Annotated in this window: 23 protein-coding genes; 10 read left to right on the forward strand and 13 right to left on the reverse strand. The window is 56.4% G+C overall.

Going from position 1 to position 24653, the window contains the following annotated elements; translation table 11 throughout:
* Window positions 1-267: 267 nt before the first annotated feature.
* From AC559A_RS15605 to AC559A_RS15620, 4 genes are read left to right on the forward strand one after another with little or no spacing between them, the layout of a single operon-like run.
* Window positions 268-993, forward strand: coding sequence for a pyridoxine 5'-phosphate synthase (locus AC559A_RS15605; protein WP_028571906.1), 726 nt, complete (start codon window positions 268-270; stop codon window positions 991-993).
* A gap of 46 nt (window positions 994-1039) precedes the next feature.
* Window positions 1040-1441, forward strand: a complete 402-nt coding sequence (locus AC559A_RS15610; RefSeq protein WP_498818621.1) for a holo-[acyl-carrier-protein] synthase — start codon at window positions 1040-1042, stop codon at window positions 1439-1441.
* A gap of 13 nt (window positions 1442-1454) precedes the next feature.
* A complete protein-coding gene (locus AC559A_RS15615; protein WP_028571908.1) occupies window positions 1455-2045 on the forward strand; it encodes a TrmH family RNA methyltransferase in 591 nt (196 codons plus the stop codon).
* A complete protein-coding gene (locus AC559A_RS15620; RefSeq protein WP_498818622.1) occupies window positions 2042-2743 on the forward strand; it encodes an L-threonylcarbamoyladenylate synthase in 702 nt (233 codons plus the stop codon). The genes AC559A_RS15615 and AC559A_RS15620 overlap by 4 nt, the downstream gene beginning before the upstream one ends.
* Before the next feature lie 343 nt (window positions 2744-3086).
* Here AC559A_RS15620 and AC559A_RS15625 read toward each other — a convergent pair whose 3' ends face one another.
* The 8 genes from AC559A_RS15625 to AC559A_RS15660 all read right to left on the reverse strand — a co-directional run bounded on the left by AC559A_RS15625 (window position 3087) and on the right by AC559A_RS15660 (window position 12725).
* On the reverse strand, window positions 3087-4007 hold the full coding sequence (locus AC559A_RS15625) for a glycosyltransferase family 9 protein (RefSeq protein ID WP_498818623.1): 921 nt from the start codon (window positions 4005-4007) through the stop codon (window positions 3087-3089).
* A complete protein-coding gene (locus AC559A_RS15630) occupies window positions 4004-4306 on the reverse strand; it encodes a hypothetical protein (protein ID WP_028571910.1) in 303 nt (100 codons plus the stop codon). Before AC559A_RS15630 ends, AC559A_RS15625 begins: the two co-directional genes overlap by 4 nt.
* Window positions 4307-4426: 120 nt before the next feature.
* Window positions 4427-6742 (reverse strand): CehA/McbA family metallohydrolase, encoded by a 2316-nt coding sequence (locus tag AC559A_RS15635; RefSeq protein WP_498818624.1) that lies wholly within the window; start codon window positions 6740-6742, stop codon window positions 4427-4429.
* A gap of 14 nt (window positions 6743-6756) precedes the next feature.
* Window positions 6757-8643, reverse strand: a complete 1887-nt coding sequence (locus AC559A_RS15640) for an aldehyde ferredoxin oxidoreductase family protein (RefSeq protein ID WP_498818625.1) — start codon at window positions 8641-8643, stop codon at window positions 6757-6759.
* On the reverse strand, window positions 8640-9101 hold the full coding sequence (locus AC559A_RS15645) for a 4Fe-4S dicluster domain-containing protein (RefSeq protein ID WP_498818627.1): 462 nt from the start codon (window positions 9099-9101) through the stop codon (window positions 8640-8642). The genes AC559A_RS15640 and AC559A_RS15645 overlap by 4 nt, the downstream gene beginning before the upstream one ends.
* Window positions 9102-9107: 6 nt before the next feature.
* Window positions 9108-10052 (reverse strand): ABC transporter substrate-binding protein, encoded by a 945-nt coding sequence (locus tag AC559A_RS15650; RefSeq protein ID WP_498818629.1) that lies wholly within the window; start codon window positions 10050-10052, stop codon window positions 9108-9110.
* Window positions 10053-10260: 208 nt separating this feature from the next.
* Complete coding sequence (betA, locus tag AC559A_RS15655) at window positions 10261-11916, reverse strand: choline dehydrogenase (protein ID WP_028571915.1); 1656 nt, start codon at window positions 11914-11916, stop codon at window positions 10261-10263.
* A gap of 35 nt (window positions 11917-11951) precedes the next feature.
* A complete protein-coding gene (locus AC559A_RS15660) occupies window positions 11952-12725 on the reverse strand; it encodes a FadR/GntR family transcriptional regulator (protein WP_051434471.1) in 774 nt (257 codons plus the stop codon).
* Window positions 12726-13013: 288 nt separating this feature from the next.
* On the opposite strand from AC559A_RS15660, the gene AC559A_RS15665 reads away from it, so the two are divergent.
* The 4 genes from AC559A_RS15665 (at window position 13014) to AC559A_RS15680 (ending at window position 16379) form a co-directional block, all read left to right on the forward strand.
* A complete protein-coding gene (locus tag AC559A_RS15665) occupies window positions 13014-13532 on the forward strand; it encodes a YeeE/YedE thiosulfate transporter family protein (protein ID WP_156932900.1) in 519 nt (172 codons plus the stop codon).
* Entirely contained in the window at window positions 13529-14056 is a 528-nt protein-coding gene (locus AC559A_RS15670; protein ID WP_498818631.1) for a YeeE/YedE thiosulfate transporter family protein, read from the forward strand. The genes AC559A_RS15665 and AC559A_RS15670 overlap by 4 nt, the downstream gene beginning before the upstream one ends.
* 124 nt (window positions 14057-14180) lie before the next feature.
* Window positions 14181-15242, forward strand: coding sequence for an adenine nucleotide alpha hydrolase family protein (locus AC559A_RS15675; RefSeq protein WP_498818632.1), 1062 nt, complete (start codon window positions 14181-14183; stop codon window positions 15240-15242).
* A 159-nt stretch (window positions 15243-15401) separates the two neighbouring features.
* Window positions 15402-16379 carry a calcium/sodium antiporter gene (locus tag AC559A_RS15680; RefSeq protein WP_498818633.1) on the forward strand — a complete coding sequence of 326 codons (978 nt, stop codon included), beginning with the start codon at window positions 15402-15404 and terminating at the stop codon, window positions 16377-16379.
* A 351-nt stretch (window positions 16380-16730) separates the two neighbouring features.
* Here the strand turns inward: AC559A_RS15680 and AC559A_RS15685 are convergent, their stop codons facing one another.
* From AC559A_RS15685 to AC559A_RS15700, 4 genes are all read right to left on the reverse strand, one after another.
* The gene (locus AC559A_RS15685) at window positions 16731-17711 is read right to left on the reverse strand and encodes a calcium/sodium antiporter (protein WP_498818634.1); all 981 of its coding nucleotides are present in this window, start codon (window positions 17709-17711) and stop codon (window positions 16731-16733) included.
* Window positions 17712-17898: 187 nt separating this feature from the next.
* Window positions 17899-19227, reverse strand: coding sequence for a type II toxin-antitoxin system HipA family toxin (locus AC559A_RS15690; RefSeq protein WP_498818635.1), 1329 nt, complete (start codon window positions 19225-19227; stop codon window positions 17899-17901).
* Window positions 19221-19463: a helix-turn-helix domain-containing protein gene (locus AC559A_RS15695; RefSeq protein ID WP_498818636.1), complete on the reverse strand. Its 243-nt coding sequence runs from the start codon at window positions 19461-19463 to the stop codon at window positions 19221-19223. The genes AC559A_RS15690 and AC559A_RS15695 overlap by 7 nt, the downstream gene beginning before the upstream one ends.
* A gap of 637 nt (window positions 19464-20100) precedes the next feature.
* Complete coding sequence (locus AC559A_RS15700) at window positions 20101-20634, reverse strand: DUF2087 domain-containing protein (protein WP_028571924.1); 534 nt, start codon at window positions 20632-20634, stop codon at window positions 20101-20103.
* A 587-nt stretch (window positions 20635-21221) separates the two neighbouring features.
* Between AC559A_RS15700 and AC559A_RS15705 the strand changes: the two genes are divergently transcribed.
* Both AC559A_RS15705 and AC559A_RS15710 read left to right on the forward strand, forming a co-directional pair.
* Window positions 21222-21761, forward strand: a complete 540-nt coding sequence (locus AC559A_RS15705) for an ATPase (protein WP_498818638.1) — start codon at window positions 21222-21224, stop codon at window positions 21759-21761.
* Entirely contained in the window at window positions 21758-21931 is a 174-nt protein-coding gene (locus AC559A_RS15710) for a hypothetical protein (RefSeq protein WP_498818639.1), read from the forward strand. The genes AC559A_RS15705 and AC559A_RS15710 overlap by 4 nt, the downstream gene beginning before the upstream one ends.
* A 523-nt stretch (window positions 21932-22454) precedes the next feature.
* Here the strand turns inward: AC559A_RS15710 and AC559A_RS15715 are convergent.
* Entirely contained in the window at window positions 22455-23966 is a 1512-nt protein-coding gene (locus AC559A_RS15715) for a restriction endonuclease (RefSeq protein ID WP_498818640.1), read from the reverse strand.
* Between the last annotated feature and the right edge of the window lie 687 nt (window positions 23967-24653).

The raw sequence follows: 24653 nt of genomic DNA on the forward strand, positions 1-24653 counted from the left end.
TCCAAATCGCGATCGAAATCGAAATCGGAATTATGCTGTGCATCACCTTGTGATTACGATGTTCGATTACGATTTCGATTTCGATACCGATTCAGTTAGCGGGTGAGGATCGAGAACAAATCTGCCCTGAGGTTTGGTATCCTGCCACTTTACCAACCATGTCTTTTTGGACTAAATCGCAATACCCCCTGGCATATCGACAACCATGGACACGGCGTTTTTTTTCGCCCCATTTCAAAATAGCACCAGATAAGGAGACCACGATCCATGCCCGTTCTCGTCGTCAACGTCGACCATGTCGCCACCCTGCGCCAAGCCCGGATGGGCCGCGAACCCGACCCGGTCACCGCCGCCCATTTGGCTGAATTGGGCGGAGCCCACGGGATCATCGTCCATCTGCGCGAGGACCGTCGGCACATCCAGGACCGGGATCTGGCCCTGCTCAAGGAAACCGTGCAGACCAACCTGCACCTGGAAATGGCCGCCACCAAGGAAATGCATGCCATTGCCCTGGCCACCCACCCCCACATGGTCTGCCTCGTCCCGGAAAAACGGGAAGAACTGACCACAGAGGGCGGACTGAACCTGATCGGTCGAGAACAGAACCTCCGGGACTACCTGACGGACATCCACGCCGCCGGGATTCTCTCCAGCCTGTTCATCGACGCGGACCCGGAACAGATCCAGGCCGCCAAGGCTATTGGCGCGGAGTACATTGAAATCCATACCGGCCATTACGCGGATGCGCCGAACCGGGGACAACGCGAAGCCGAACTGACCAAAATCCTCCACGGCATCCAACTCGCCCAGGACATCGGGCTGAAGGTCAACCTCGGCCACGGCCTGAACTACACCAATGTCCTGCCCTTTGCCCAAGCGCCCGGCATCAAGGAATACTCCATCGGTCACAGCATCATGGCCAGGGCTATTCATGTCGGCCTGCGCCAAGCGGTTCGCGAAATGACGGACATCATCCAGACCTTTTCCGCCTGAAAACCGGAACCATGCCGTCTTTACAAAACAAGCCGCGGAAAGCCCCATGCCCATAGTCGGCCTGGGGCTGGACGTGGTGGAACTGGACCGGATCCGAAGAATCTGGGGACGTTTCGGCGAAACGTTTTCCCGGCGCGTGCTTACGGAAACCGAACAAATCCATCTATCAAGGGCCCATGCCGGACCACCGGTTCCCTATCTGGCGTCCCGGTTCGCGGCCAAGGAGGCCGCGGTCAAGGCCCTGGGCACCGGATTCCGTCACGGCATCACGTTCCAGCAAATCGAAGTTTCCTCACGCTCTTCCGGTCAACCGGAGCTGAAATTCTCCGGCGCGGCCCAAGACGCCGCCGCCAGGCTCGGGGCGCATCGCGTCCACCTCAGCCTGACCCACGGTCGGGACACCGCCGCGGCGGTGGTCATTCTGGAAGGCGACACGCAGCCCTGGTGAACTAACCACGACCATGAGAACCTCCATCACTGAACAACGCGTCCACAGGATCCGGGAAGTCCTGGCCAAACGGCAGAAAGATCTGACCCTGATCCTGAACAACATTCACGACCCGCACAACGTCTCCGCCATCCTGCGCAGTTGCGACGCCTTCGGGGTCCACGGCGTGCAGTTGTACTATACCCGCGAATCCTTTCCCCTGGTGGGCAAGCGCTCCTCGGCCTCGGCCAAGAAATGGGTGGACCGGGTTCGGCACCATGACGCCGCGACCATGATCAACGGACTCCGCGCCCAGGGCTACCAGATCATCGGCACCAACCTGACCGTTGACGCCAAACCGCTCCCGGAATGGGACTTCACCGGCCCCACGGCCATCCTCCTGGGCAACGAGCACCGCGGCCAGGACCCGGCCCTGGACGCCCTGATCCCGGACAACCTGTTCATCCCCATGCAGGGCATGATCCAGAGTCTGAACGTCTCCGTGGCCGCGGCCGTGATCCTCTACGAGGCTTGGCGGCAGCGCCAAGCCCGTGGCTGTTACGACCGGCCCAGTTTTGATTCCGAGGAAATGGAGGAGTTGGTTTGCTCCTGGATGACCCGATGAACTCGAAAGTGAACGGGCAACACCGTCAGCGGGAACTCATCCTGGCGGCAACGGCCATCACCCGAGGGGAACTGGTCGTCTATCCCACCGAAACCCTCTACGCCCTGGGCGCGGATATTCGATCCGAGGACGCCGTCCAGCGGGTCTTCCGGGCCAAGGGTCGGCCCCGGGGCAAGCCGTTGCCCGTGCTCATCGGCGCACCGGAGCAATTGGCCATGGTCACGGACCATCGCGACGCCCTTCTTGACCGACTGATCCGCGATTTCTGGCCCGGTCCCTTGAGTATTCTTGTTCCGGCCCGGGTCGGACTGTCGCCGCTTTTGCAGGACCAGCAAGGTTTTATCGCTGTGCGCTGGACCTCCCACCCCACGGCCCAGGCCCTGGCCGTCCAGAGCTCCACCCCGCTGACGGCCACCAGCGCCAACACCAGCGGCCAATCCGCGGCCTCCCGCCCGGAGCACCTGGATCCGAAACTGACGGCGGCCCTCTTCCTCGAAGCATGTTCCTCGCCGTCACCACCATCAAGCCAAGACGAGTCGAATTCCATCAAAGGCATGATCCTCAAGCAACCACCCTATCCGGCCGGAGGAGCGCCTTCCACCGTTGTCCGTATTCTGCCCGACGGACGCTTGAAGATTTTTCGCTTGGGAGCAATCAGTTTGGAGCAGCTTCAACAGGTCGGCTGGGAGGTCGGTTGAATTTTTTGAACCAGAATTTACCGGAAACCGAGCCGTTCAATTCAAGGGTATAATTTTTTGTACGCCTTTGACCAAATTTTTCGATCCGCGACCTGACTCCAAGGGGTCGAAGGGACGAAGCGTTGATCCGGGAGAAGGAGGCCAGGACAGGGTTTTCGGCTCGAAGAGCTTGTTCGCTTAACCCAAAATTGCCGAAAATATGAGTTTGGCATCCTGCTTGCTATAACCAAATCACCTTCCTCCTTTTGCAAAAGCCGGTTTTGTTTTTGGGCAGCCCACCCTGAAGCAAAACCGGTTTTTTTGTGCCCGTTATTCGGATAAAGCAAACAAACTCTTGGCCTACTCACCGAGCCAGGAGAGCGCCCACTTCCCGGCGAACCATATTCTGGGGAATCTCTAGCATGCACCGGGGATCGGCGCAGGCTATCCGTCCGGTTCGCGTGCATGGACGACAGGGCAAGTCCAGACCGATGGTCCGCAATCCCACGGGGCCCCACTGCGTTTCCAGAGCCGGTCCGAACAAGGCCAGACCCGGCACGCCCAGCATGCCCGCCAGATGCATCGGCCCGCTGTCGTTGCCCACCACCAGACGTGCGCCCAAAAGCAGCTTTTGCAAGACATCCAATGAATGCGGCCAGCTGACGGGATAATCCCTGATTTCCATCCCCCGATCCCGCTCCGCCGGGCCGAGCACGAACCGAACGCTTCGGCCCTGCCCCTGGAGCCACCGGGCCAGTTCAAAAAATTGTACAAGCGGCCACTGCTTGGCCGGATGCCCGGCTCCGGGAAAGAGCAGAATCTCGGCATCCCCCTTCCTCCCCTGTCCGCTCCCCCACGCCCCGAAAAGCCCTCGCCAACCAGCCGGCCAGTCGGGGTTCCAACCGATACCGAGTTCGCGCAGCCCCTGGGCATACGCATCCCTGGGCGCCGTGGTCGGAACGCTCCCGGAACCGACAATGCCGTGCAGCACATGCAACCGGGAGTGCGCCGGAACCGGAGGGGCCGTTTCCAGCACGAACCAGAAAACCCGCGCGTCCGCCAACTCCACCGGCCACGGCTCACGAAGGAACAAGGCATCCATGCCCCGTCGCATCTCCAAAGGGCAGGGCTCCACGCCCAAAGGCCGCAACCAGGGTAAACGGGTGGAGGAACCAGCCCAAAACACGGCCTGATCCGCAAACCGTTCGCGAACGGCCAGCATGGACGGCCAAGCCATCAGGAAATCCCCCAATGCACCGCGATGAACCAGGAGAATGGAACTCACAGCTTCTTCATTTTCTGGAACATGTTCAGAAGCCCTGGGTCCGCGTGGCAAAACCCGCAGATGGCCTCGGAGAGGGAAATATACTGGTTGTGACGCAAAAGGGCATGTAATCCTTTGGAGTCGCCATACAGGGGCTCCAGGGATTCCACCAAAGGGGCAACGGGTACGAATCGCCGCTCGCACAACCCGCAGGTCCCCAGGCAATTGACCACGGCGGCCACGTCGAGCAGAGACTCCGGATTCTCGTCAAGGAGTTCCCGCAAGGCGTCCAGGTCGGAGGGCAGGATGAGATGCAGCATGGATTTCCCGTGTGGCAAAGCAAGACAGAGTGCGTACGCATCCAACGCAGAAAACGCGGTACTTCAGCTTGTCCGGCTGAAGTACCGCGTTTTCATTACACAGAGCAAGAGGTTGTCCAGCTACAGGACATTCACCCAAATGGGGTTGCTCATGGCCCAATTCCCTTGACCATCTTCAATGATCAAAGCGTACCAGGTATTCTTTTTCGGCGTGAGAGGCACGGAGACATATTGTTCGTCAACACCGTCATAGTTTTGCTGGAAGGCAAATCCTTCGATTTCACCGTCGTCGTTGAATCTGGCCCCTTCGGTCACGACCGTGATCGTATCAACTCCATGAACGGAGACCGTCTTGAAGTTCAGATCAAACCCACTGGCGGGAACATGGATGGTTTGGCCGAAGGCATGCTCGGGATAAACCAGCGGACCGAAGGAAACATAGGAATTGCCCTGTTTCAAAGCCTGGTAATACTTCTCCAGGGTGAAGTCGCCGTCGACCCGCGCGATGGTCCTGGCATTGCCGGACCGGTATCGCCACACGTCATGGACGTCGCTTCCACCGGCAAGATAGTATTTTTCCTGATTATTCCAAAACTCCCAGGTTCGCTGCAGAGCCTTGTGGTTATCCTTGGTGGAGATGGCGCCGTTGATTTCGATCAAATCGAAATCCGCGTCCCAGCCTCCGGGAACCATGTCGCGTTCCGCGCTGTGGAAATACCCGTACGTGATGTAGGGATGCGCGACCATCACCAAAGCGTCCAGTTCTCTGGCCCTGGCAAAAATCTCTCCCGCCGTGGCGCCGGGATCAATGGACACGTCCCGCCCATCCAAGGGAATCGGCAAAACATTGATGTGTCCCCAGTTCGGAGAAACCTCGATCCCGGAGATGAAGGAAACGGACCTGGACTTGGCCATTTCAGCGATCTGATCATTGTTGGCAATGGAGTCGTGATCGCTGACAAAGACGATATCCAATCCGCCGGCGAGCTGCGAGCGAACAAGATAATCCGGGGGCGTCACACCGTCCAGAATATCGGAATGGTGGTGCAAGTCCGCCGCATACCAGCCTGAACCGGGCAGGTCGATCAACTGCTCGATGGCTTGAACCAGTTCGTGACGTCCTTCGGACACAACGGACAGGTTGACCATCTCCTCTCTGGCCGTAAAATCGGCGCCACTGGAAACAGACAGGGTGTACTCGCCCTGAGCCAACTGGAAGCCGGCCATGCCCGGTTTTTCCAACTCCGTGAAAAAGGTCCTGGCCCCAACGTACTCCACGAGGATTTCCGGCCCCTCTACCACTTCGATCCGGGCGTCAACGGGTTGTTGCGTCTTCTTGTCCACAACGGAGAGGACAACCTCGCCTCCCGTACTGATGTCATTGAAATCAAGGGGGGTATTCTCCCCCGCGGAGACGCTGATTCGCTGCTTGGCGGTCAGCGAATACCCCTTGGCCACGGCATGGACGGCATATTCCCCCTCTTCCAGGGCGATCTCATAGGCGCCGTTTTCCCCGACGGTCCAGGCGAAAAGCATGTCCCGGGCCTCCGGCGTGGCCTTTTCGAATATCACGACAGGTACGTCAACGGCATTGCCCTCGGTGGATCGCACAACGCCGGAAACCGTCCCAAAAGGCTTTTCGTTCAGCGCAAGGTTGTGGCGCATCACTTCCGCGGTGCTGCCGATATCATCAAACTGGATCCAGGCCGCCAGATCCACGGTATCCCCGGGTGCCAGAGTCTGCTTCCTGTAAAGATCGCGCCATCCGGTCCCCCAGGCAAAATCCGTGAATCCGGGGTAATGCACGGCCATGGCGAAATGTTCGTCATATCCGAGAACATAGTCCCCAAACCACTCTTCGGCCACCTGGTCGTAGCCTCTTTCCACCGTGCCCCAGGGACCGAACATGTATCCGCTAAGCGTACACAAGGAGTATCCCGCCAGAAGATCTTCGTAAGTTTTCTCTCCGCGATTCGTCATCCGCGTGGAAACATCCAGGATATTGCTTCCAGATGTAACCGTATACGTCGTGATCAGTTCAATGTTCGCGTCGTAGTCCCTGGTGATCTGGATGACGACCCGGTCAGGGCTCTGCTCCACGATACGCGTCTGCTGGGATTCACTGGGCCAGGCGGACCAGCCGTGGGGCAGGAAATCGATCAATGCGGTTCGATTGTCGGTCCATTCTCCGTCCACGAAAAGAGCGGAGTCCACGATGGAGCCATGCGGAACGCCCCAGGGCGGGGTGGTTCCAACGGCAAAGGCTATTTTAAAGAACTCGTTGGAAATGGTGATGTCTTCGTCAGCCAGGGCGATGCCGTTGACGATGTCCGTCGGCCCTGTGCGCACCTGAACCCCTGGCTCGGCGGCCTGGAGGTTCAGGGAAAAAACAACACTCAACAAAAACGACCAGAAAACGATTTTTGCATATTTCACTTAGACCTCTTTTGTTACGGTTTCTTTACTGCGGACGCCGTCACCACCACCCGGCGATCCGTCTCCACACCGGTTCGGACGAGGCTTTCCGCCAAAGGTCGGCCCCGCTCGTCCCAGCCCCTGATCCGGTAGTAGTCCGTCAGCAGGGTTTGCATATCCTGTTTGGTAATCCGGTGTCCTTTGTGGGGGCCGCTGGGCAGAGATTCCTCCACGAAACGTCGGGGCAGGCGCTCCTGGGACACGTCCATTCCTTCACGCAGGTTGAACAGCCGGGTGGTATTCCAGATCCGGCGGCCCAATTCGTCGAAAAAGCCCGACTCCACCTCGCGGCCCGTGGCCGCGTTCAGCAGTTCGGCATAGGTTTCCGGCGTCACGCCCATGGCTCCGAAGTCGCATTTCACCAGACAATCCGTGCCCGCCAGGTAGTCCTGCAAGGCCGCCACCAGCTCGGCCTTGCCCTCCAGGTCCAACGCCCGGACCGGCTTGCCCCGCCACTCCATGCCCGTGGCCTCGTAGCCCACGGGAAAGCCGCGCTGGTGGCAGGCTCCCCGGTCCGCGGTCATGTAGGCCAGCCCCATGCCCGGCGCACCGCGTGGCCCCCAGGCGGGCATTTCCAGGCCCTTGACGTGCTGGGCCAGACTTTCCGCCTCCGGCCCCAGGACCTCAGCAGCGACCTTGACGCCCTGAGCCAAAAGACGCCCCAGTTCGCCCTGTCGACCGGCGATCGTTCGGATCAACCGTTCTGCCGCCGCGACGCCGCCGAACTCCAGGTCCGCGTTTTCTTCGGGAGTTTCCAGTCCGGCCAGAAGCCCCTTGGCCGTGGCCTCCATGGCAAAACTCACACACGCACCGGTGGAGATGGAATCCAGACCCAGCAGATCGCAAAGCTTGGTCAGATGGGCCACGGCCCGCGGGTCCCCGATGCCCAGGTTGGTGCCGAGCATGGCCGCGGACTCGTACTCCACGATGTCCGTGACCATCTGGGCATGAGCTCCGGTCCGGACCGCGCCCATCTGGGTGCAGGCGATGGGGCAACCGAAACAGGCCGCCCGGCTCAGCCACAAGGCCCGGGACTGGCCGCCCTCCCCCAGTTTTTTGGCCAGGGGCGACGTCCCGTCGCTGAAGTTGTTGGCCGGGATCAACCCGGCCTCGTTGGCGAATTCCACCGAGGCCGCGGTGCCGGAAGCCATCAAGGCCCGGCATTCCGCGCTGTCTTGGATCTCCTGGTTGGCCCGGTCCAGGGCGCGATCGAATCCGGCCTGGTCATGAACCCGGACCAGGCGGTCCCCCTTCAGGGCCAGGGCCTTCAGATTCTTGGACCCCATCACCGCGCCCGCCCCGCCCCGCCCGGCCTGACGGTTGAATTCGCAGCAGATCAGGGCATAGGGAACGCGCTGTTCCCCGGCCGGCCCGATGGTCGCGATTTTGAATCCCTCGTCGCCCAGGGTTTCCTTGACCCGCTGAGTGGCGTCCATGGTGTCCAGGCCCCAAAGCTCTCCTGCCGACCGCAACCTGGGACCGTCCCGGTCCAGGACCAGAATCACCGGTTCCGAGGCACGGCCGGTAATCACCAGCCCGTCGTATCCGGCGTACTTGATTTCCGGGCCGAACATTCCGCCGAAATAGGAGTCCAGGAACAGATTGGTCAGCGGAGACTTGGTCGCCACGCAGGCCCGCATGGCCGGGGCCGGGGTTCCGGTGAGCGGACCGGGCAGGAAGAGCAGGACATTGTCCGGCCCCAGGGGATCAGCCCGTTCCGGAACCAAATCCAGAAGCAGCTTGGCCGCATACCCCTTGCCGCCCAGGTATTCCTCCTGGAGCCAGTCCGGAAGAAGCACATCCTGAAACGTGCCCGTGGTCAGATCCGCATGGAGCATCACGCCCCAGGCCGCACTGCTCATGATCGGCCCTCCCCATCGCTTGTCGGCATTTCCGACGATGCAAACAATTCCAGAGCCCCCGTGGGGCAGGCCTTCACGCAATTGGGAGTGCCGTCACACAGGTCGCACTTGAAGGCCTTGCCGCTTTCCGCATCCAGATGGATCATGCCCAAGGGGCAGTACCGACCGCACAACCCGCAGGAAATGCACGTCTCCCGGTCAATGGCCACGACTCCGGTCTGCTCGTCCCGGGAAATAGCCTTCACCGGACAGGCCCGCAGACACATCGGATTTGCGCACTGCTCGCAGACCACCGGAATATGGGCCATATTCTCCCACTTTCTCCGAATGGTCAGCATGGATCTGCGCGGGTTGTACCCACCGAACACGTGCAGGGAGCAGGCCGCCTGACAGAGCTGGCAGCCCGTGCAGGCATCGAAATGGGTGCGGATGAATAGGGGGGGACGGGTCTGGTGCATGGAGGCCTACTTCGCCATCGCCGCTTCAATCACCGGCAGGGCCGGCTGGCCGTCGGCCGTGGTCACGCCGTCCATCCAGCCGCGATAGACTTCCGGGTTGGCGCGCAGCCAGGCCAGGCCGGCTTCCAGGGGTTCCATTGCGTTGTCTTCATGAAGCATGTTCATGGCCTCGTTGACCATCGCGATGGGCACCAGGTAGTTGTTCAAGAATGTGGCTACGTTGGGCTGCTCCTGGTCGAATCCGGTGCGGATGTTGATGTACACCGTGGCCGTGCCGTCGTTTTCGCCGAAGGTGGTTTCATCGCTGCCCGTGAGGTAGGACATGTCGATGATCTTGTTCATCCAGTGCGGAGACCAGCCCAGAAAAACAATCCACTGCTGGTTGCGGGCAAAATTCTGGACCTGGGTCAACATGGCCGTCTCGCTGGAGGGAATCAGTTCGAAATTCCCCAGGTTGAACATGTTTTCATTGATCATCAGCTCGATGACTTCGTTGCCGTCGTTGCCTTCCTCGATGCCGTAGATCTTGTACTCCAGCTTTTCCCCGAACCTGGCGATGTCCGAAAAGTCGCGCAAGCCGCCCTCGTAGGCATAGGTGGGCACGGCCAGAGTGTATTTGGCGTTCTCCATGATCACGGAAAACGACTCCACCTTGCCGCTCTCAAAATGGGGCTCGGCGATGCTCTGCATGGTGGGCATCCAGTTGCCCAGAAAGACGTCCGCCTGGTCCGAGGCAATGGCCTGATAGGCGATGGGCACGGAAAGCAGCATGCTGGTCGCATCGTAGCCCAGCTCATTCAGAAAGTACTGCGCCACCTCGGTCTTCACCGTGACGCAGGTCCAGGGCACGTACACGAACCGGACTTCCTTGGAAGCCAGGGCGTTGCCGGCCAGACTGATCACCACGGCCATAACCATGGCCGCCATCATGTTGCGCATTGTCTTGTCCATCGTTCCTCTCCTTGGTTGGATGGTTTGAATATCCTGTTATACCATTTCTAATTCAAAGCTTCTCTTTCGGTATCGGTATCGATATCGGCATCGGGGTCACATTAGGATTATTGGCGAACAAACTGTATCGATCCCGATCCCGATACCGACGCCGACCCCGATAACTGCATTTCCAAGCGAAGAAAGCATTGCCGAAGTAGAATTGGTATTATTGCTTGACTGTCGGCACATGCCGATAAAAGTCCACGCTGGACGGCGGCAGGGGCGTGTTGCCCAGGATCGCGTCCGCGGCCTTTTCCGCGATCATCAGCACCGGGGCGCAGATGTTGCCGTTGGTGATTTCCGGCATCACCGAGGCGTCCACCACGCGCAGATTCTTCAGGCCGTGGACCTTCAAATCCTTGTCCACCACGGCCATGTCGTCGTAGCCCATCTTGCAGGTGCAGCTGGGGTGATACGCGCTCTCCCCTTCCCGGGCCACGAAGTCCAGGACCTCTTCTTCCGTGGAGACGTGCTCCCCGGGGGAAAGCTCCTTGGCCTTGAACTCGGCGAAAGCCGGCTGATTGAAGATCCGGCGGGCGCATGCAATGGCCTCGACCCACTCCTTGCGGTCCTTTTCCGTGGACAGATAGTTGAACCGGATTCGCGGCGCGGTGCTGGGGTCATTGGACAGCAGCCGGACAGAGCCCTTGGCGTCGCTGTACATCGGGCCGACATGGAGCTGGTACCCGTGGCCCTCGCTGGGCGCGGTGCCATCGTAGCGGATGGCGATGGGCAGAAAATGGAACTGCAAATTCGGGTACGCGACCTCGTCGTTGCTCCGGACAAAGCCCCCGGCCTCAAAATGGTTGCTGGCCCCGATGCCCGTGCGCCGAAACAGCCATTCCAGACCGATCTTGGGCATGTTCCAGGGCTTGAGTGCCGGATAGAGGCTCACCGGCCGCTTGGACGCGCACTGGATGTAGACCTCCAGGTGGTCCTGCAGATTCTCGCCCACGCCCGGCAGGTCCGCGACCACGGAAACGCCCTTGGATAAAAGGTGCTCCGAATTGCCGACCCCGGAAAGCTGAAGCAGTTGCGGCGAGTTGATCGCCCCGCCGCAGCAGATGACCTCCCCGGCGTAAACTTTGTGCAGCTTGTCGCCCTTGCGGTATTCCACGCCCACGGCGGTGCGCCCGTCGAAAAGAATCCGGGTGGTCAGGGCCTTGCAGATCAGTTTCAGATTGGAGCGGTGCAAAGCCGGGTGCAGATATCCGCGAGCCGTGCTCCAGCGATTGCCGCGATAGGTGGTGCTTTCGAACTTGCCGAAGCCTTCCTGCTGAAAACCGTTCACGTCCGAGGTGATGGGATACCCGGCCTGCTGGACCGCGGCGAAAAAAGCGTCGAACAGCGGGTTCTCGCATTTCGGGGTGGTCAGGTACTGCCCGCCGGTCCTGCCCTGATAAGCGTCCGCGCCCTTCAGCCGGTATTCCATCTTTTGAAAATACGGCAGGCAGTGGGCGTAGTCCCAGTTCTCCAGGCCCTTGATCGCGCCCCATTTCTCGTAGTCCATGGCGTTGCCGCGAATGTGGATCATCCCGTTGATGGAGCTGGAACCGCCCAGAACCTTGCCCCGGGGCTGGGCGATCCGGCGGTTGTGCATGTGCTGTTCCGGCTCGGACTCGTAAGCCCAGTTGTAGAAGGTGTTGGTCAGATTGAAGGACAGGGCCGAGGGCATGTGGATCCGGAAATCCATCTTGTGGTCCCAGCGGCCGGCCTCCAGGACCAGCACCCGTCGATCAGGATCCGCGCTCAGCCGATTGGCCAGGATGCTTCCCGCGGTTCCCGCGCCGATGATAATCACGTCGTATGTTGTGTTGGACATATCTTGTTTCTCCTTGGGGTTTGAATTCAGAGTTCTCAGAGTTCATTGGTTCGAAGCGTTTTCTGAAACGCCTCCACCTTCCTGCGCAAAATCATATAGTGAAAGCTGATGTAGGACTTGGCTTTAATGGGGTCGTGACGGGCGATCTCCAGGGCGGTGTGCCGCCAATTGTCCACGATGCACTGCCGGTATTCCGCGTCCTCGTACAGGGCGTTGTCCATGGAACTGAAACCGATCTGAACGGCCTGCATGATCCATTCAAAAATCGGATTATCGGCCATTTTGGCAAATAACAGGTTCAGTTCCCGGTCCAGTTCGGCAAGCAGCTCCATGTTCGCCTCGTCCGCCACGCCCGCAAGGGCATCGGCCTTGTCCTGGAGCCGTTGCTTCTGCTCCACGCTGCCGCGGGCAATGGCCAGGTCCGTGATCACGGAGTCCATGCTTTCCCGAAATTCGATCAGATGCATGGGATCGGTCTGGTTCTGCTTCAGGAACAAGGCGAAGGATTCGCTGATGCTGACCACCTCGATGTTTTTGACGTACGCCCCGCCCTTGGCCCCTTTGCGGATATCGATCAATCCCTTGTGCTTGAGCACCTGCAACGCTTCGCGAATTACGCCGCGCCCGGTCTTGAACAGGACTTGCAGCTCCCGCTCGCTGGGCAGCCGCTCACCGGGCTTGACCTTGCCGCCAAGCACCGCGGCTTGAATCTGCAAAGCGATGTCCTCGCCGGCACGTCCAGCCTTGATGGGAGCCGAGCAGACTTCCTCCAGCCCTTCGGCTTTACCGGCACTAAATGGACGGTCCATTAAGCTGTCCTCCTGACAAGATTTGTCGGTGTCGAAAAGGCAAAACTGAACAAAATCAAGAATAAATCTCCAAAAGGCGCCACCAAATGGCCAGACCAATCTACATGCCAGCGTATGAATGTCAACCCCGAAAGAATCCGAAAACCTCGCTTGTCCATCAGCTCACAAGAGGCCGGACCGTGATCGGACTGGACCTGATTCCGGAATGTGATAAGAACAAACCCAAAAGCATTCGGCTTTCGCGAAACGCCAAACAGCGTGCTTGGCAAACATCAAGGAGGCAGCGTCATGAACAAAGGTGACGGCGGATGGAGCCCGTATTTGGCCGGAGGGCTCAGCGGCCTGGTCGGGGTGATGTCGGTCTGGCTGGCCGGGCAGTTTTTCGGTGCGTCCACGTCCTTCGTGCGCACGGCGGGGATGATCGAGCAATGGTTCAGTCCGGAGCGGGTCGGCCAGCTGGAGTACTTCATCCGGGTGGTCCCGCGCATCGACTGGCAGTGGATGTTCGTGATCGGGATCGTCCTCGGCTCCCTGGTCTCGGCCTGGACTTCAGGATCGTTCCGCTGGCAGTCCGTTCCGGACATGTGGCGGGAACGCTTCGGCCACACCCCGGTCAAGCGGGCCGTGGTCGCCTTTTCCGGCGGCGTGGTGGCCATGTTCGGGGCCAGATTGGCTGACGGCTGACCCAGCGGTCATGGGTTGAGCGGTTCGCTTCAACTGGCTGTCAGCGGTTTTGTGGCTTTGGTCTGCTTTTTTATCGGCGGGATGATCATGGCCCGCATCGTCTATGGAGGTGGCAAGTCATGAACATCCTGATCTACGGACTGATCACCGGTTTCCTGTTCGGCTTCCTGCTCCAGAAGGGCCGCGTGCTGCGCTATGACAAGCAGCTCGGCGCGCTGCGATTGATGGACATGACCATCGTCAAGTTCATGCTTTCCAGCGTGATCGTGGGCATGGTCGGGGTGTACCTGCTTCAGGATCTGGGAGTGGCCAAGCTCTCGGTCAAACCCCTGATACTCGGACCGATCATCATCGGCGGCCTGCTTTTCGGACTGGGCTGGGGTCTGCTGGGTTACTGCCCGGGCACCTCCATGGGAGCCCTGGGCGAGGGGCGCTGGGACGCGCTGTGGGGTATTCTGGGGATGATCGTGGGCGGGGGACTCTTTGCCGAAGCCTATCCCTGGCTGCGCTCCACGGTCTATAACTGGGGCGACTACGGACGTCTGACCCTGCCGGAAATGCTCGGCGTCAATCACTGGCTGATCATTCCGGTATTCATCGTCGGCGCGATCCTGCTTTTTCGCTGGTTTGAACGCAAGGGGCTTTAGCCCTTTGTTTCCCTTCCGGGTGCGCCTCCCCAATTTTGCGCCCGGGAGGGAAAAGGGGTAGGCTCATGCTTCAACACGGCAGATCCCCTTCCACTCAACGTTCGCCCCATTCTTCCCAACACGCATGACCCAATCCTACCACGCCCTGGCCCTCTACTCCGGAGGCCTGGACAGCATCCTGGCCATGAAGACCGTGCTCGACCAGGGACTGCGGGTCCTTGGCCTGCATTTCTGTTCCCCGTTTTTCGGCCATCCGGATAAAATCGAACATTGGCAACGCATTTATGGGCTGGAAATCCACCCCGTGGACGTGCACCAAACGTTTATCGACATTTTGCGCCAAGGCCCGCGCTTCGGCTACGGCAAGGTGCTCAACCCCTGCGTGGACTGCAAGATCACCATGCTCTCCCATGCCAGGTCGTTGCTGGACCAGTACAGCGCCCGGTTTCTGATCAGCGGCGAAGTCCTGGGCCAGCGGCCCATGTCCCAGCGCCGGGACACCTTGAACCTGATCAGCAAGCAGGCCGAGGTCCGCGACCTGTTGCTGCGTCCGCTGTGCGCCGGGCATATGGCCTCCACGCCCATGGAGGAGGAAGGCCTGGTGGACCGAACCCGGCTGCATTCCATTTCCGGCCGCGGACGCAAGGACCAGCTCCGTCTGGCCGAATCTTACGGACTGGCCGAAATCCCCACTCCGGCCGGCGGCTGCCTGCTGGCGGAACAGGAATCCGCCAAACGATTCTGGCCGGTCCTGACCCGCATTCCCGAGCCGTCCCCGCACGACTTCGCCCTGGCCAACATGTCCCGGCAATACTGGAACGACGGACTTTGGATGATGGTCGGCCGCAACAAGTCGAATAACGATGCCCTGGCGCGCATGGCCCAGGCCGAGGATCTGCTGTTCAAGACCGCGGACGTCCAAGGCCCCCTGGCCCTGGGCCGTCGCAAGCCGGGCATAATCTGGACCGAGGAGGATATCCGCCGGGCCGCGACCTTCGTGGCCGGCTTCACCGCGAAAAAACGCCCCCCTGGACAAACTCCCCTCATTCGCGTCACCAGTTCCGGCCAATCCTCCACCCTGGAATGCCCCGCCGAATCCCCGTCCGAAACCGGCTGGGCGGAGTTCACCTGGGACCGGACCAAACGAGAAAAGCAGGACTGGATCGACGCCAATTCCCCATCCTGACTGTGAAAAACATTTGTCGGCAATCCGTTCAAAAACCCCCAAGTGCAAGGAGCAAAAAAAGTTTAAGATCGAAGCGTATTTATTGATACGTGAGAGTTTGAACTTTTTGCAGCGACGCGGCAATTGGGCGTTTTTCAACGGATTGCTGAGGCGACCACCATGGACACCCTCGTCAACATCGGCCTGATCGTGATCAGCGCCGCGCTGCTCTGGAAAGGGGCGGAGCTGATCGTGGACAGCGCCGCGGCCATTGCCCGGCGCTGGGGCATTTCCGAGCTGGTCATCGGCCTGACCATCGTCGCCGCCGGGACCTCGGCTCCGGAATTCCTGGTCACCATAACCGCCGCGTATCAGGGCTTGCCCGCCATTGCCCTTTCCAACGTCCTGGGGTCCAACATTTTCAACCTGGGCCTGATCCTCGGCCTGGTGGCCATGATCCGCCCCATTCCAACCCACCCTACCCTGCTCTACCGGGACGGAGGCCTGTTGCTGGGCCTGACCATTGCGATCATGACCATGATTTACCTGGATTTTCTGGGCAGGTGGTCGGGCATGATCCTGCTGGGCGGCCTTGTCGGCTACACAACGCTGCTCTTCGTCCGCGCACCGAAGGAGATTGCCCGGATCGCGATGGATTCCGGAACCCAGGCTGGGGAAGGAACGAGTGGAGAGAACGGCCAAGAAAAGAAGGTCGCCTGGCGAACCTACCTGCTGCTTCTGACGGGCTTCATCGGCGTGGCCCTGGGCGGCAGGATCATGGTCCAGGCGGCCACGGAACTGGCCCTGGTCCTGGGAGTGAGTCAATGGACCATCGGCGTGACCATCGTCGCCGCCGGAACCTCCCTGCCGGAGCTGGCCACTTGTCTGGCCGCCTCGCTCAAGGGCCGCAACGACATGATCCTGGGCAACCTGCTGGGCAGCGACATATTCAACTTCGCCGGTGTCCTGGGCCTGACCATGCTCCTGCGCCCCCTCCATGCCCCGGAAAACGCCCTGCTCTCCATGCTCCTGCTCAACGCCATGATGCTCCTGGTCCTGCTCTTCATCCGCAGCAACTGGGGCATCTCCAGAACCGAAGGCGCGCTGCTGATCTGCATGGCCCTGGCCCGCTGGGGCGTGGATATTTCTGGCGCGTGAGCATGCGTCTTCGCGTGGTCCATCACTCGGGTCAATCTTCAATTCCTGGTATCTACTCAGCACATTTTGTATCCGCCCTTGCTCCGGCAATCGGAGTCGGGGTCGCTATCGGAATCGGAATCGGAACAGAAAAAATTTTGAACGCTTCCCAGCGTTTTCGATCCCGATACCGATCCCGACCCCGACTCCGACCCCGACAACGGCATTACTCTATGCTGAATAGTTACATTTTTCTTACCCAGTCTCGATCAAGCAAAACTCGCGAAATCGGGTATTTGGATCTCAACCGCGACAACTTCGTATCCGGATTTCGGACGCCGGTTCGGTCCCCAAAACAAGAATCGAACCGCATTATGCCTGCTGGCTGAAAATCGTACTCACCAGGTAAGCCGTATAGCCCACGTAACAGGCCAGCAGCACCGCGCCTTCGACGCGGTTTATACGACCCTGCCCGCGCCGGAACCCGTAGCCGATGACGAACAGCGACAGGGTCAGCGCGGCCATGACCAGCATGTCCCGATTGAAGACTTCCGGCCCCACCGCCAGCGGGTGAATCGCGCCGGCGATCCCCACCACGGCCAGGGTGTTGAACAGATTGGACCCCAGGATATTGCCGAGAGCGATATCGTGTTCGCCCTTCCCGGCTGCAATGAGTGACGAAGCCAGTTCCGGCAGCGAGGTGCCCACCGCGACGATGGTCAGGCCGATGATCAGGTCGCTGACTCCGAATCCATGAGCGATCTCCACCGCGCCCCAGACCAGGATGCGGGAACTGACAATCAGCAGCACCAGCCCGACAACAAGCCGGAAGACGGCCCGGCGGATGGGCATGGCGCTGACTTCAAGCTTCTGCTCCATCTCACTTCCCAGCGAATCCTCGTTCTTTCGCAGCCCCTGCCAAATCGTCCAGGTCATCAGCCCGCCGAATACCGCAAGCAGCACAACCGCATCGAACCGGGTGATCTCCCCATCCCAAATCTGCCATGCGGCCAGGGCGGTCACGATGGTCAGAATGGGCAGTTCCTTGCGCAAGACCTGCGAATGGACGGCAATGGGGCTGATGAGAGCCGTGAGCCCCAGAATCAGAGCGATATTGGTGATGTTCGAGCCGTAGGCATTGCCAAGCGCAATCCCCGGGTTGCCCTGCGAGGCAGCCAGTGCCGAAACCACCATCTCCGGCGCGGAGGTGCCGAAACCGACGATCACCATGCCGATCAACAGCGGCGGCATGCCGAAATGGCGGGCGGTGGAGGCCGAGCCCTCCACAAAACGGTTGGCGCTCCAAAGCAGAAGCGCCAAGCCGGAAACTACAGCGAGTATGGCTGGCATCATACGAACCAAGCCCTCCTTAAAAGCCGATGAGCCAAGATTCCCCTTGGCCGGTTCGTGAATGGCTCAGCCATTATTCCACTTGCTTCACCTCAGCAAGCTCCTCCGGAGGAAGAGCACACAACGTGTGCTGAGTTACCGAAATTTTTGTGATTGTTGACGATCTGAATGCCTCAGAGCGGGTCAATCTTCAATTCCTGCTTCGAATCAACCTGTCCCGGGCGTGCAGCAGTCCGTTGAATATTGGTTCCGCCACACTGCTCGGGAAGTCGGTTGGTACTTGCCGAGCAACACTTGCAATCACGCCATCCAGTCGTTGGAGTATTTCCGAGATGATTGCTTCCATCTCATCCGGGGGAAAGTGGCAGGTTTTAGCTGTACTGATCCAATGCCTGTTCAGAATTTTGAACCAATGATACTGGCGATTTGCTCCGCGCACAGCCATGGCCATTTTTATTTTGCGTTCCTCCAGATTCCGTTTCGCAAGACAGGGATACGCGGAAAGGATGTCGTAGAGCGGAGTGAGGTGGTAAATCCCTCCCGCCTGAATATAAATGCTGAAATTTTTGGCATGCCCATCGATCGCCGCCAACAACCAGAAAAGGAAATTTGCCGTGAGGAATGTTTTTCTGTCCTCAAAACTTCTGGATGATCCGAGGAGCAGCTTCATGATGTTTTCAATACCCGGCCCGCCGTCGCTTTCGTATTTGAGAGCTGGAGCGACGCCCAGCGCCTGACACATGTCCTCCTGAGGCAACCGGACAATCCAGGACTGATCTTCTGACGCCCTCCTGTCGAACCGTTTGATGACAAGAGCGTTTACGCCCGCAAACTGCCGCATGCTTGCTTCGGCAACCGGGAGCCCGAATTCCTTGACGATTTGATGGCAAAGCCATTCGTTTTCCACACTGTCGGACAAGTCGATGTTTTGATGTTCGAGGCGGCCGATCGGCAGCTTCAGGATATGGGTGGTCGGAGTTGAGCCATGGGGACGATGCCATCTTTCATCGTAATGGAGCAACGCGGTTTTATCCTGCGCTCCAGCCAGTGAGATCCGAAAATCATCATCGCCGGAAATGCCGAGCGGCATGATCCGGCTGTTGCTGAGTATCCCGGCTATCTGAACATCGGTGACAGGAGTGGCATCAATGTCATGGACTGGGGGAGGGTCTCTTTCGATCGGACAGAGTTGAACCGCACCGATGCAATCACGCCCGATATGCGACAGCAGATCAAAGCTGTTGTCCGAGGGAGTCTGGAATTTCCGTTGGAGATGACGCCTGACGGCCTGGTTATCCGGGAGGAGATTGTCATAATAATTTTCCACCACTTCCCCGGAATACGGCTCTGCTCGTAACGGCATTGAAAGCGACAGAGGCCGCGCTGAATTTCCGCGCATCCAGTGTTCATGATAGGCAAATTCGAGCTTGCCGCTCGAATGACGCCTGAGCGTCCCCACCCGGAGACCATTCATCCAGACGGAGAGTTCCCTTGAAAGCTTGCGGCGCCCCATCACCATGCATCCTCATCCGGCTTTGCTCTCGGCTGGATCACCAGCTCCAGATCGAGGGCTGCAAGAAGCCGGAAAAGGGTATCCACACTGGTCGGAATTCCCCGTTCGATGCTCGACACGGTGACTTGGTTCACGCCCGCCGGTTTCCCGGCTTCAGTCTGGTTCAGCCCCTTGTCCTTGCGCAGGGCTCTGAGCGATGCTCCAAGAGACTCTGGCGAGGTGACCTTGATTCGTGTTTGCATGGCTGTTGAATAGTGTTTCAAGTTATAAATAAAATTTATTCGTTTTTTGATATAAATATAAAATATTGTCAATGCTGATAAGAAATGAAGTCAGGGCAAATTTGTTCTCGCACTACGGGCGCTCTGAATCGGTATCGAAATCGAAATCGTGATCGAAATCGATTTCTGGTAACTTTCCGATTTCGATAGCGATTTCGATTTCGATGATTGCTGGCCCACTCTGGAGGTTCCCTTTGAACATACTGCAATCTATCAATCTGAAATTATAGAGTTTTGCCGAGAACAAAATGGCCCTGGAAATGAAGTGGAGATACGTTGGAATCCGGAGCAGGCCCGTCCCGACGTGCACCGCCTGCGACCCGCAGCGAAGGATATTGGCACGTGGACGCCTGAAACTGGAGGACTTGGCTCCTCCGGCAGGAAGCGTGAGGCAAAATCCAGAAAGGCGACTCCTGTGTTAAGAACGGAGCCTTGGAGCGATGATTTTTTGACTTGAGGGGATCCCTGGTGCCGATGCCCCCCCCAATAATTACAGGTAGGAAAACACGCCCCGCAACAGGAGAGGGTATCATTGATCAAGCAGGAGGCCGGTTGTGCGGCCTCCTGCTGTTGTTTCGACGCGTTCCGCGCGGGTTGGCTATTTGCGGAGCTGTTCAAACAGGGCCGCGGCTTCGGCAGGAGGTCTTTGCTCGATCCGCGTATACACCCGGCCGTCCGGGGTGCGGGTCACCAACCTCCGATCCACGAGTTCGCGCCTGAGCAGGGCGTGGTCGCCGAAGCAGTGGCGCTCCTGCAGCCAGTCGCTGATCTCCCGCTCGGTCATGGAGGTCCTGGCCGGAAAGCGCGACCAGAGCGCCCACAGGCAGAACATGCGAAGGGTGAACTTCTTGGGCCAGCGGACGAGGCGCCCGTTGTCGTCGAACAGGCGCACCAGTTGCTTGACGAGCCGGTAGTCGACCTCGGCCTGGACAGGAGGAAAGGTTTGCAGGCTCGTGCCGGCCTCGTGCCGGGCCTTGAAGTGCTGGAAGTTGCGAAAGCCCCCAGCCCTGGCGAGCAGGTTCAGCATCTCCACGTGGCTCGGAGAACGTTCCAAACCGTCCAGGGACTTGCGCACAGAGCGGGCGAACGCACCAATGTCGTTCACCCCGAAAGGCAATGGATTTTTTGACATGACATCCTCGCTGACGCGCCTTGCTCAACGTCTTGAGTGCCGGTGGTCGCCGACTTCCGACTCGGCGCGCTGCATAGGTGTCGAGTTTTTGGAAGGATGGATGGCGGGTTTAGCTCCCCAAAAGGGGCGGCGACGCCTGGGTGAACCGCCGACCAGTGGGGAGAAGTACACCCATCCACCATGCCACGCAAGAGCAGGGCCGAACAGGCAATCATATGGGACGATGCCGACGACGAAGCTCTTGATATGTACTTCAAACGTCGCAACTCCTGATAGACGAACGTTTCCAGAATCCTCCCGAACAGTGAACGGTCCGCCCACAGCGCATCCCCGCTCAAACCCAGCAGTGCGCCCCGCTCAAACCCAGCAGTGCGCAGGCCAGGCCCAATTTGTCGTCTGATTGTCGCAAGATTGTCGTCTGATTGTCGATATCGTCATTGGTGGCTATGAATGGGCAACGAAGGGGAGTGTGACCTTGCTGTAGAGCCTTTCCCATAATCGAGTTCGAATCAAGTTGACATGGATATGACTCAGAGTACATCAAGCCGAAAAGGGATTGATCCTCACATGCGACAAACTCGAGGAATATGACAAAAGCAGAGAGACCGAACGGGTCAGAGAAAAAAATCATCATTATCGCAGGCCCCAATGGAGCGGGAAAGACAACCTTTGCCCGCGAATTTCTTCCCAATGAAGCAGCCTGCCCGGTGTTCATCAACGCGGACCTGATTGCATCCGGCCTGTCCCCCTTTGCTCCTGAGAAAGCCGCGCTACAGGCTGGCCGTCTGATGCTCAAAGAAATCTACCGACATGTCCGGCTTAACGAAAGTTTTGCCTTTGAAACCACGTTGGCCGGTCGAGGCTACGCCGTGCGGTTTCCCGTTTGGCAGGCGGCTGGATATCGAATCAAACTGATTTTTCTCCGTCTGGCCAGCGTCGACTTGGCCATCGAACGTGTGGCCGTGCGAGTGAAACAGGGTGGCCACGATATTCCGGAAGCTGTAATCCGTCGCCGTTATGAAGCAGGCTGGCGGAATTTTCGCGTTTTATACCGTGACCGAGTAGACTTCTGGCAGGTTTTTGATAATTCCAGAGATGTGCCGGTCTTGTTGGAGGAAAAAATATGACGGATCAACAAGCCCCTCGGGACCAGGATATGCTGCATACGGCTGCAGCACTGAAACGGGCTGCGAAAAAAGCTCGTGAACTGGCGCTGCGGACACAAACCCCTTTGGTTGTCTACCGTGACGGCAAGGTGGAAAAACAGATGATTGTCCGGGAGGAGCCGCCATCGTGAGAAGGCAATCGGGATTGGTCAGGTCTGAAGTTCCTTTGACACCGGCAGGAGAGGCAATAGGGGACACCCATGGTAAGAAAGTCAAGGGGAAAGACGGAGTTTTCCCGATCATCCCGGTTTGAGTAAACCGGGTCCTTGATTTGCTCACCTGCCGACGTTTTTGACTCGCTTCTTTGGGTCGAGTTGGTTACCGACCAGACATCCATTTGTCGCTTCAGGTGGGTGATACGGCTCTATGCCCCACCCTTGTAAAATGGCCTTTGTGGAAGAGTAAGTTTGGCTCGACCCTCCGGCCAGGAAACTTTTGATCCTCACATGCGACAAACTCGAGGAATATGACAAAAGCAGAGAGACCGAACGGGCCAGAGAAAAAAATCATCATTATCGCAGGTCCAATGGAGCGGGAAAGACAACCTTTGCCCGCGAATTTCTTCCCAATGAAGCAGCCTGCCCGGTGTTTATCAACGCGGACCTGATTGCATCCGGCCTGTCCCTCTTTGCTCCTTTGAAAACATTATATATTTCATTTTTGATCGCAGAATTTTTCATGAATTTTGCAAAACATAATTAATATTTCATTTGAATTTATGAATATTCCTTTATTTTTGTAACATTTTTGGAAATTTTCTACTGCAAATAGAAAATTTTTTACGTTATTCAATAAATTTATGTCACTATCACTTGAAATGTCATTTATAGAAAATTCAATCGCTTCTATTAAAGATGTTAGGTAGTTATCGTATACGGTAACTTGTTCTTTGTTGATAGTGCTAACAGAGGAGCAGACAACAGCAACTGCTATTTTGTTGTCTTCATCTAATGAGTCATAATATTCTTCAAAATCATTGTGTAATGATAATAGATTGTTATCAACATAGCTATTAATAATTGTTTTACTTTTTTGTGAAGTGTCTATATTTTTTTTAAGTTTTTCACCATCCCATAATTCTACATCGCAAGATAGTGCTAAATCAATGGCACTTTTTGTAAAACTACTGTTAGTTATTACCATTGCTTTTTCAGCTTTGTAGAATCCTTTAGCTGCAATTGCCTCTTGTACAGCTTTATTTCCTACCTTGTCGGAGTATTTTTTTGCCTGAACAACTGTTTTTGTGCCGTTTATAGATATTACTAGGTCAGCTCCTTGATCTCCCGTTCGTGCTGTTTTTAAAACTGTGTATCCGTTATGAGTAAAAAACTTATTTAAAAAATCTTCAAACTGGATGCCATCGAGAATATTAATATCAGAAAAATTGATTATTTCTTCATTGTTATGATGTTTTAAGCCAGCTTCGAACTGCATTAATTCTATGTTTTCTTGAGCATCTTTTATCAAAGAGTCAATATGATTTGCATCATAATTTTTGTTAAACATTTTTAACAAAAATGATGCAAGTTCAGAACTAACAACAAAATTAGGGTATATTTTTCTGCATTCGATGATTAGTTCTTCAATTATATTATGATCTTTCACAGGAATTTTGTATTTATCTGTGATATGTTTATAGATTGGATCTAATAATTCTTTGGCCATTTTTTCTTTTTTTTGTTTTGCAATACTGGAAAATTTTTCTATCAATTTATAGTATGATATATTTACACCTTTTCTTTCTATTATTTTGTAAATTTTCTGAAGATCATAGCTGAAATTTAAAATCCCAGTATGAAAATTTTTAACTATAAGTATGTTGTCTATTTCTGTTGTATCTATAGAATTTCTTGCCGCTTCATCGTGAATTCCAATAAATTTTTGTACGGCATCAATAAATTTATCTATGGATTTATTTTCAAATAGAATTCTATCAGCAGATGATAGTTCATTATTTATCCATAGAATTTTTTCAATATATGAATCATCGCTTTGTTTTGAAACATATAAATTAACGCAATCGATAATTGCGTCATTAGAAATTTTTTCATCACTTAATTTTTTCTCTTGATCACAATTTATACATAAATATCCATTTTTAAATTTAATTTTCCATGTGAAAAAACCTAACTCAGTATTGCACTTTGAACAGTTTTTATTAAACATAGTTTGTTTTACCATTTAAAATATTAATGTAAGTCCTTCAGAAAGTGAACGTAAACGTGAATATCCGCGCCTGTCAAGCATATTTAGCATGTTTAAATGTATAAGAACAGGTACTTATAGGAAGGAAGCCCCCGTGGTATTGTCAAGCATATTTATCCTGTTCCCTTCTGCTCCGTATTGAATTTTAAATTGTGGGTTCGTGATCAGATGACGGATCAGAAAACGGTTTCATTTGCCAAGCTTATCATTCGTCAAACGGAACGCGCATCTCATCGACCGGCTTACCTGTTGTCCTTCGCTAGAAGCGAAATTTAATGATGCCCGGGAAGCCATGAAACACGTGGCTTCCCGCGAAAAAGCAACGTCTCAGGTTGACTTGATTATTTTTCAAAGATTTGTCAAGAATGGTACGCTAATTTATCAAATGGAACTATATTAGTCGGATTTAGACATTCTTTGACATAATTGATCTGTTTCTTCCAGTTCGAAGAGGTTACTATGAGTATTGTCCAGTTCGTCTGGGTGCCGCTCTACCTACTCGGGGCGTTTATCGACTACGCCTCCCGCCCGAGGGGACTCTGCGATCGCTGTACTGCTACTTCTCCCGTTTACTTCGCCATATCGTCTGCTAACTAACAATCAGTGAACAGCTTGATATCATAAAATATTTCAATCTCTAGGAACCAT

The sequence above is a fragment of the Desulfonatronum zhilinae genome (assembly GCF_900182865.1).
Lineage (GTDB): Bacteria > Desulfobacterota > Desulfovibrionia > Desulfovibrionales > Desulfonatronaceae > Desulfonatronum > Desulfonatronum lacustre.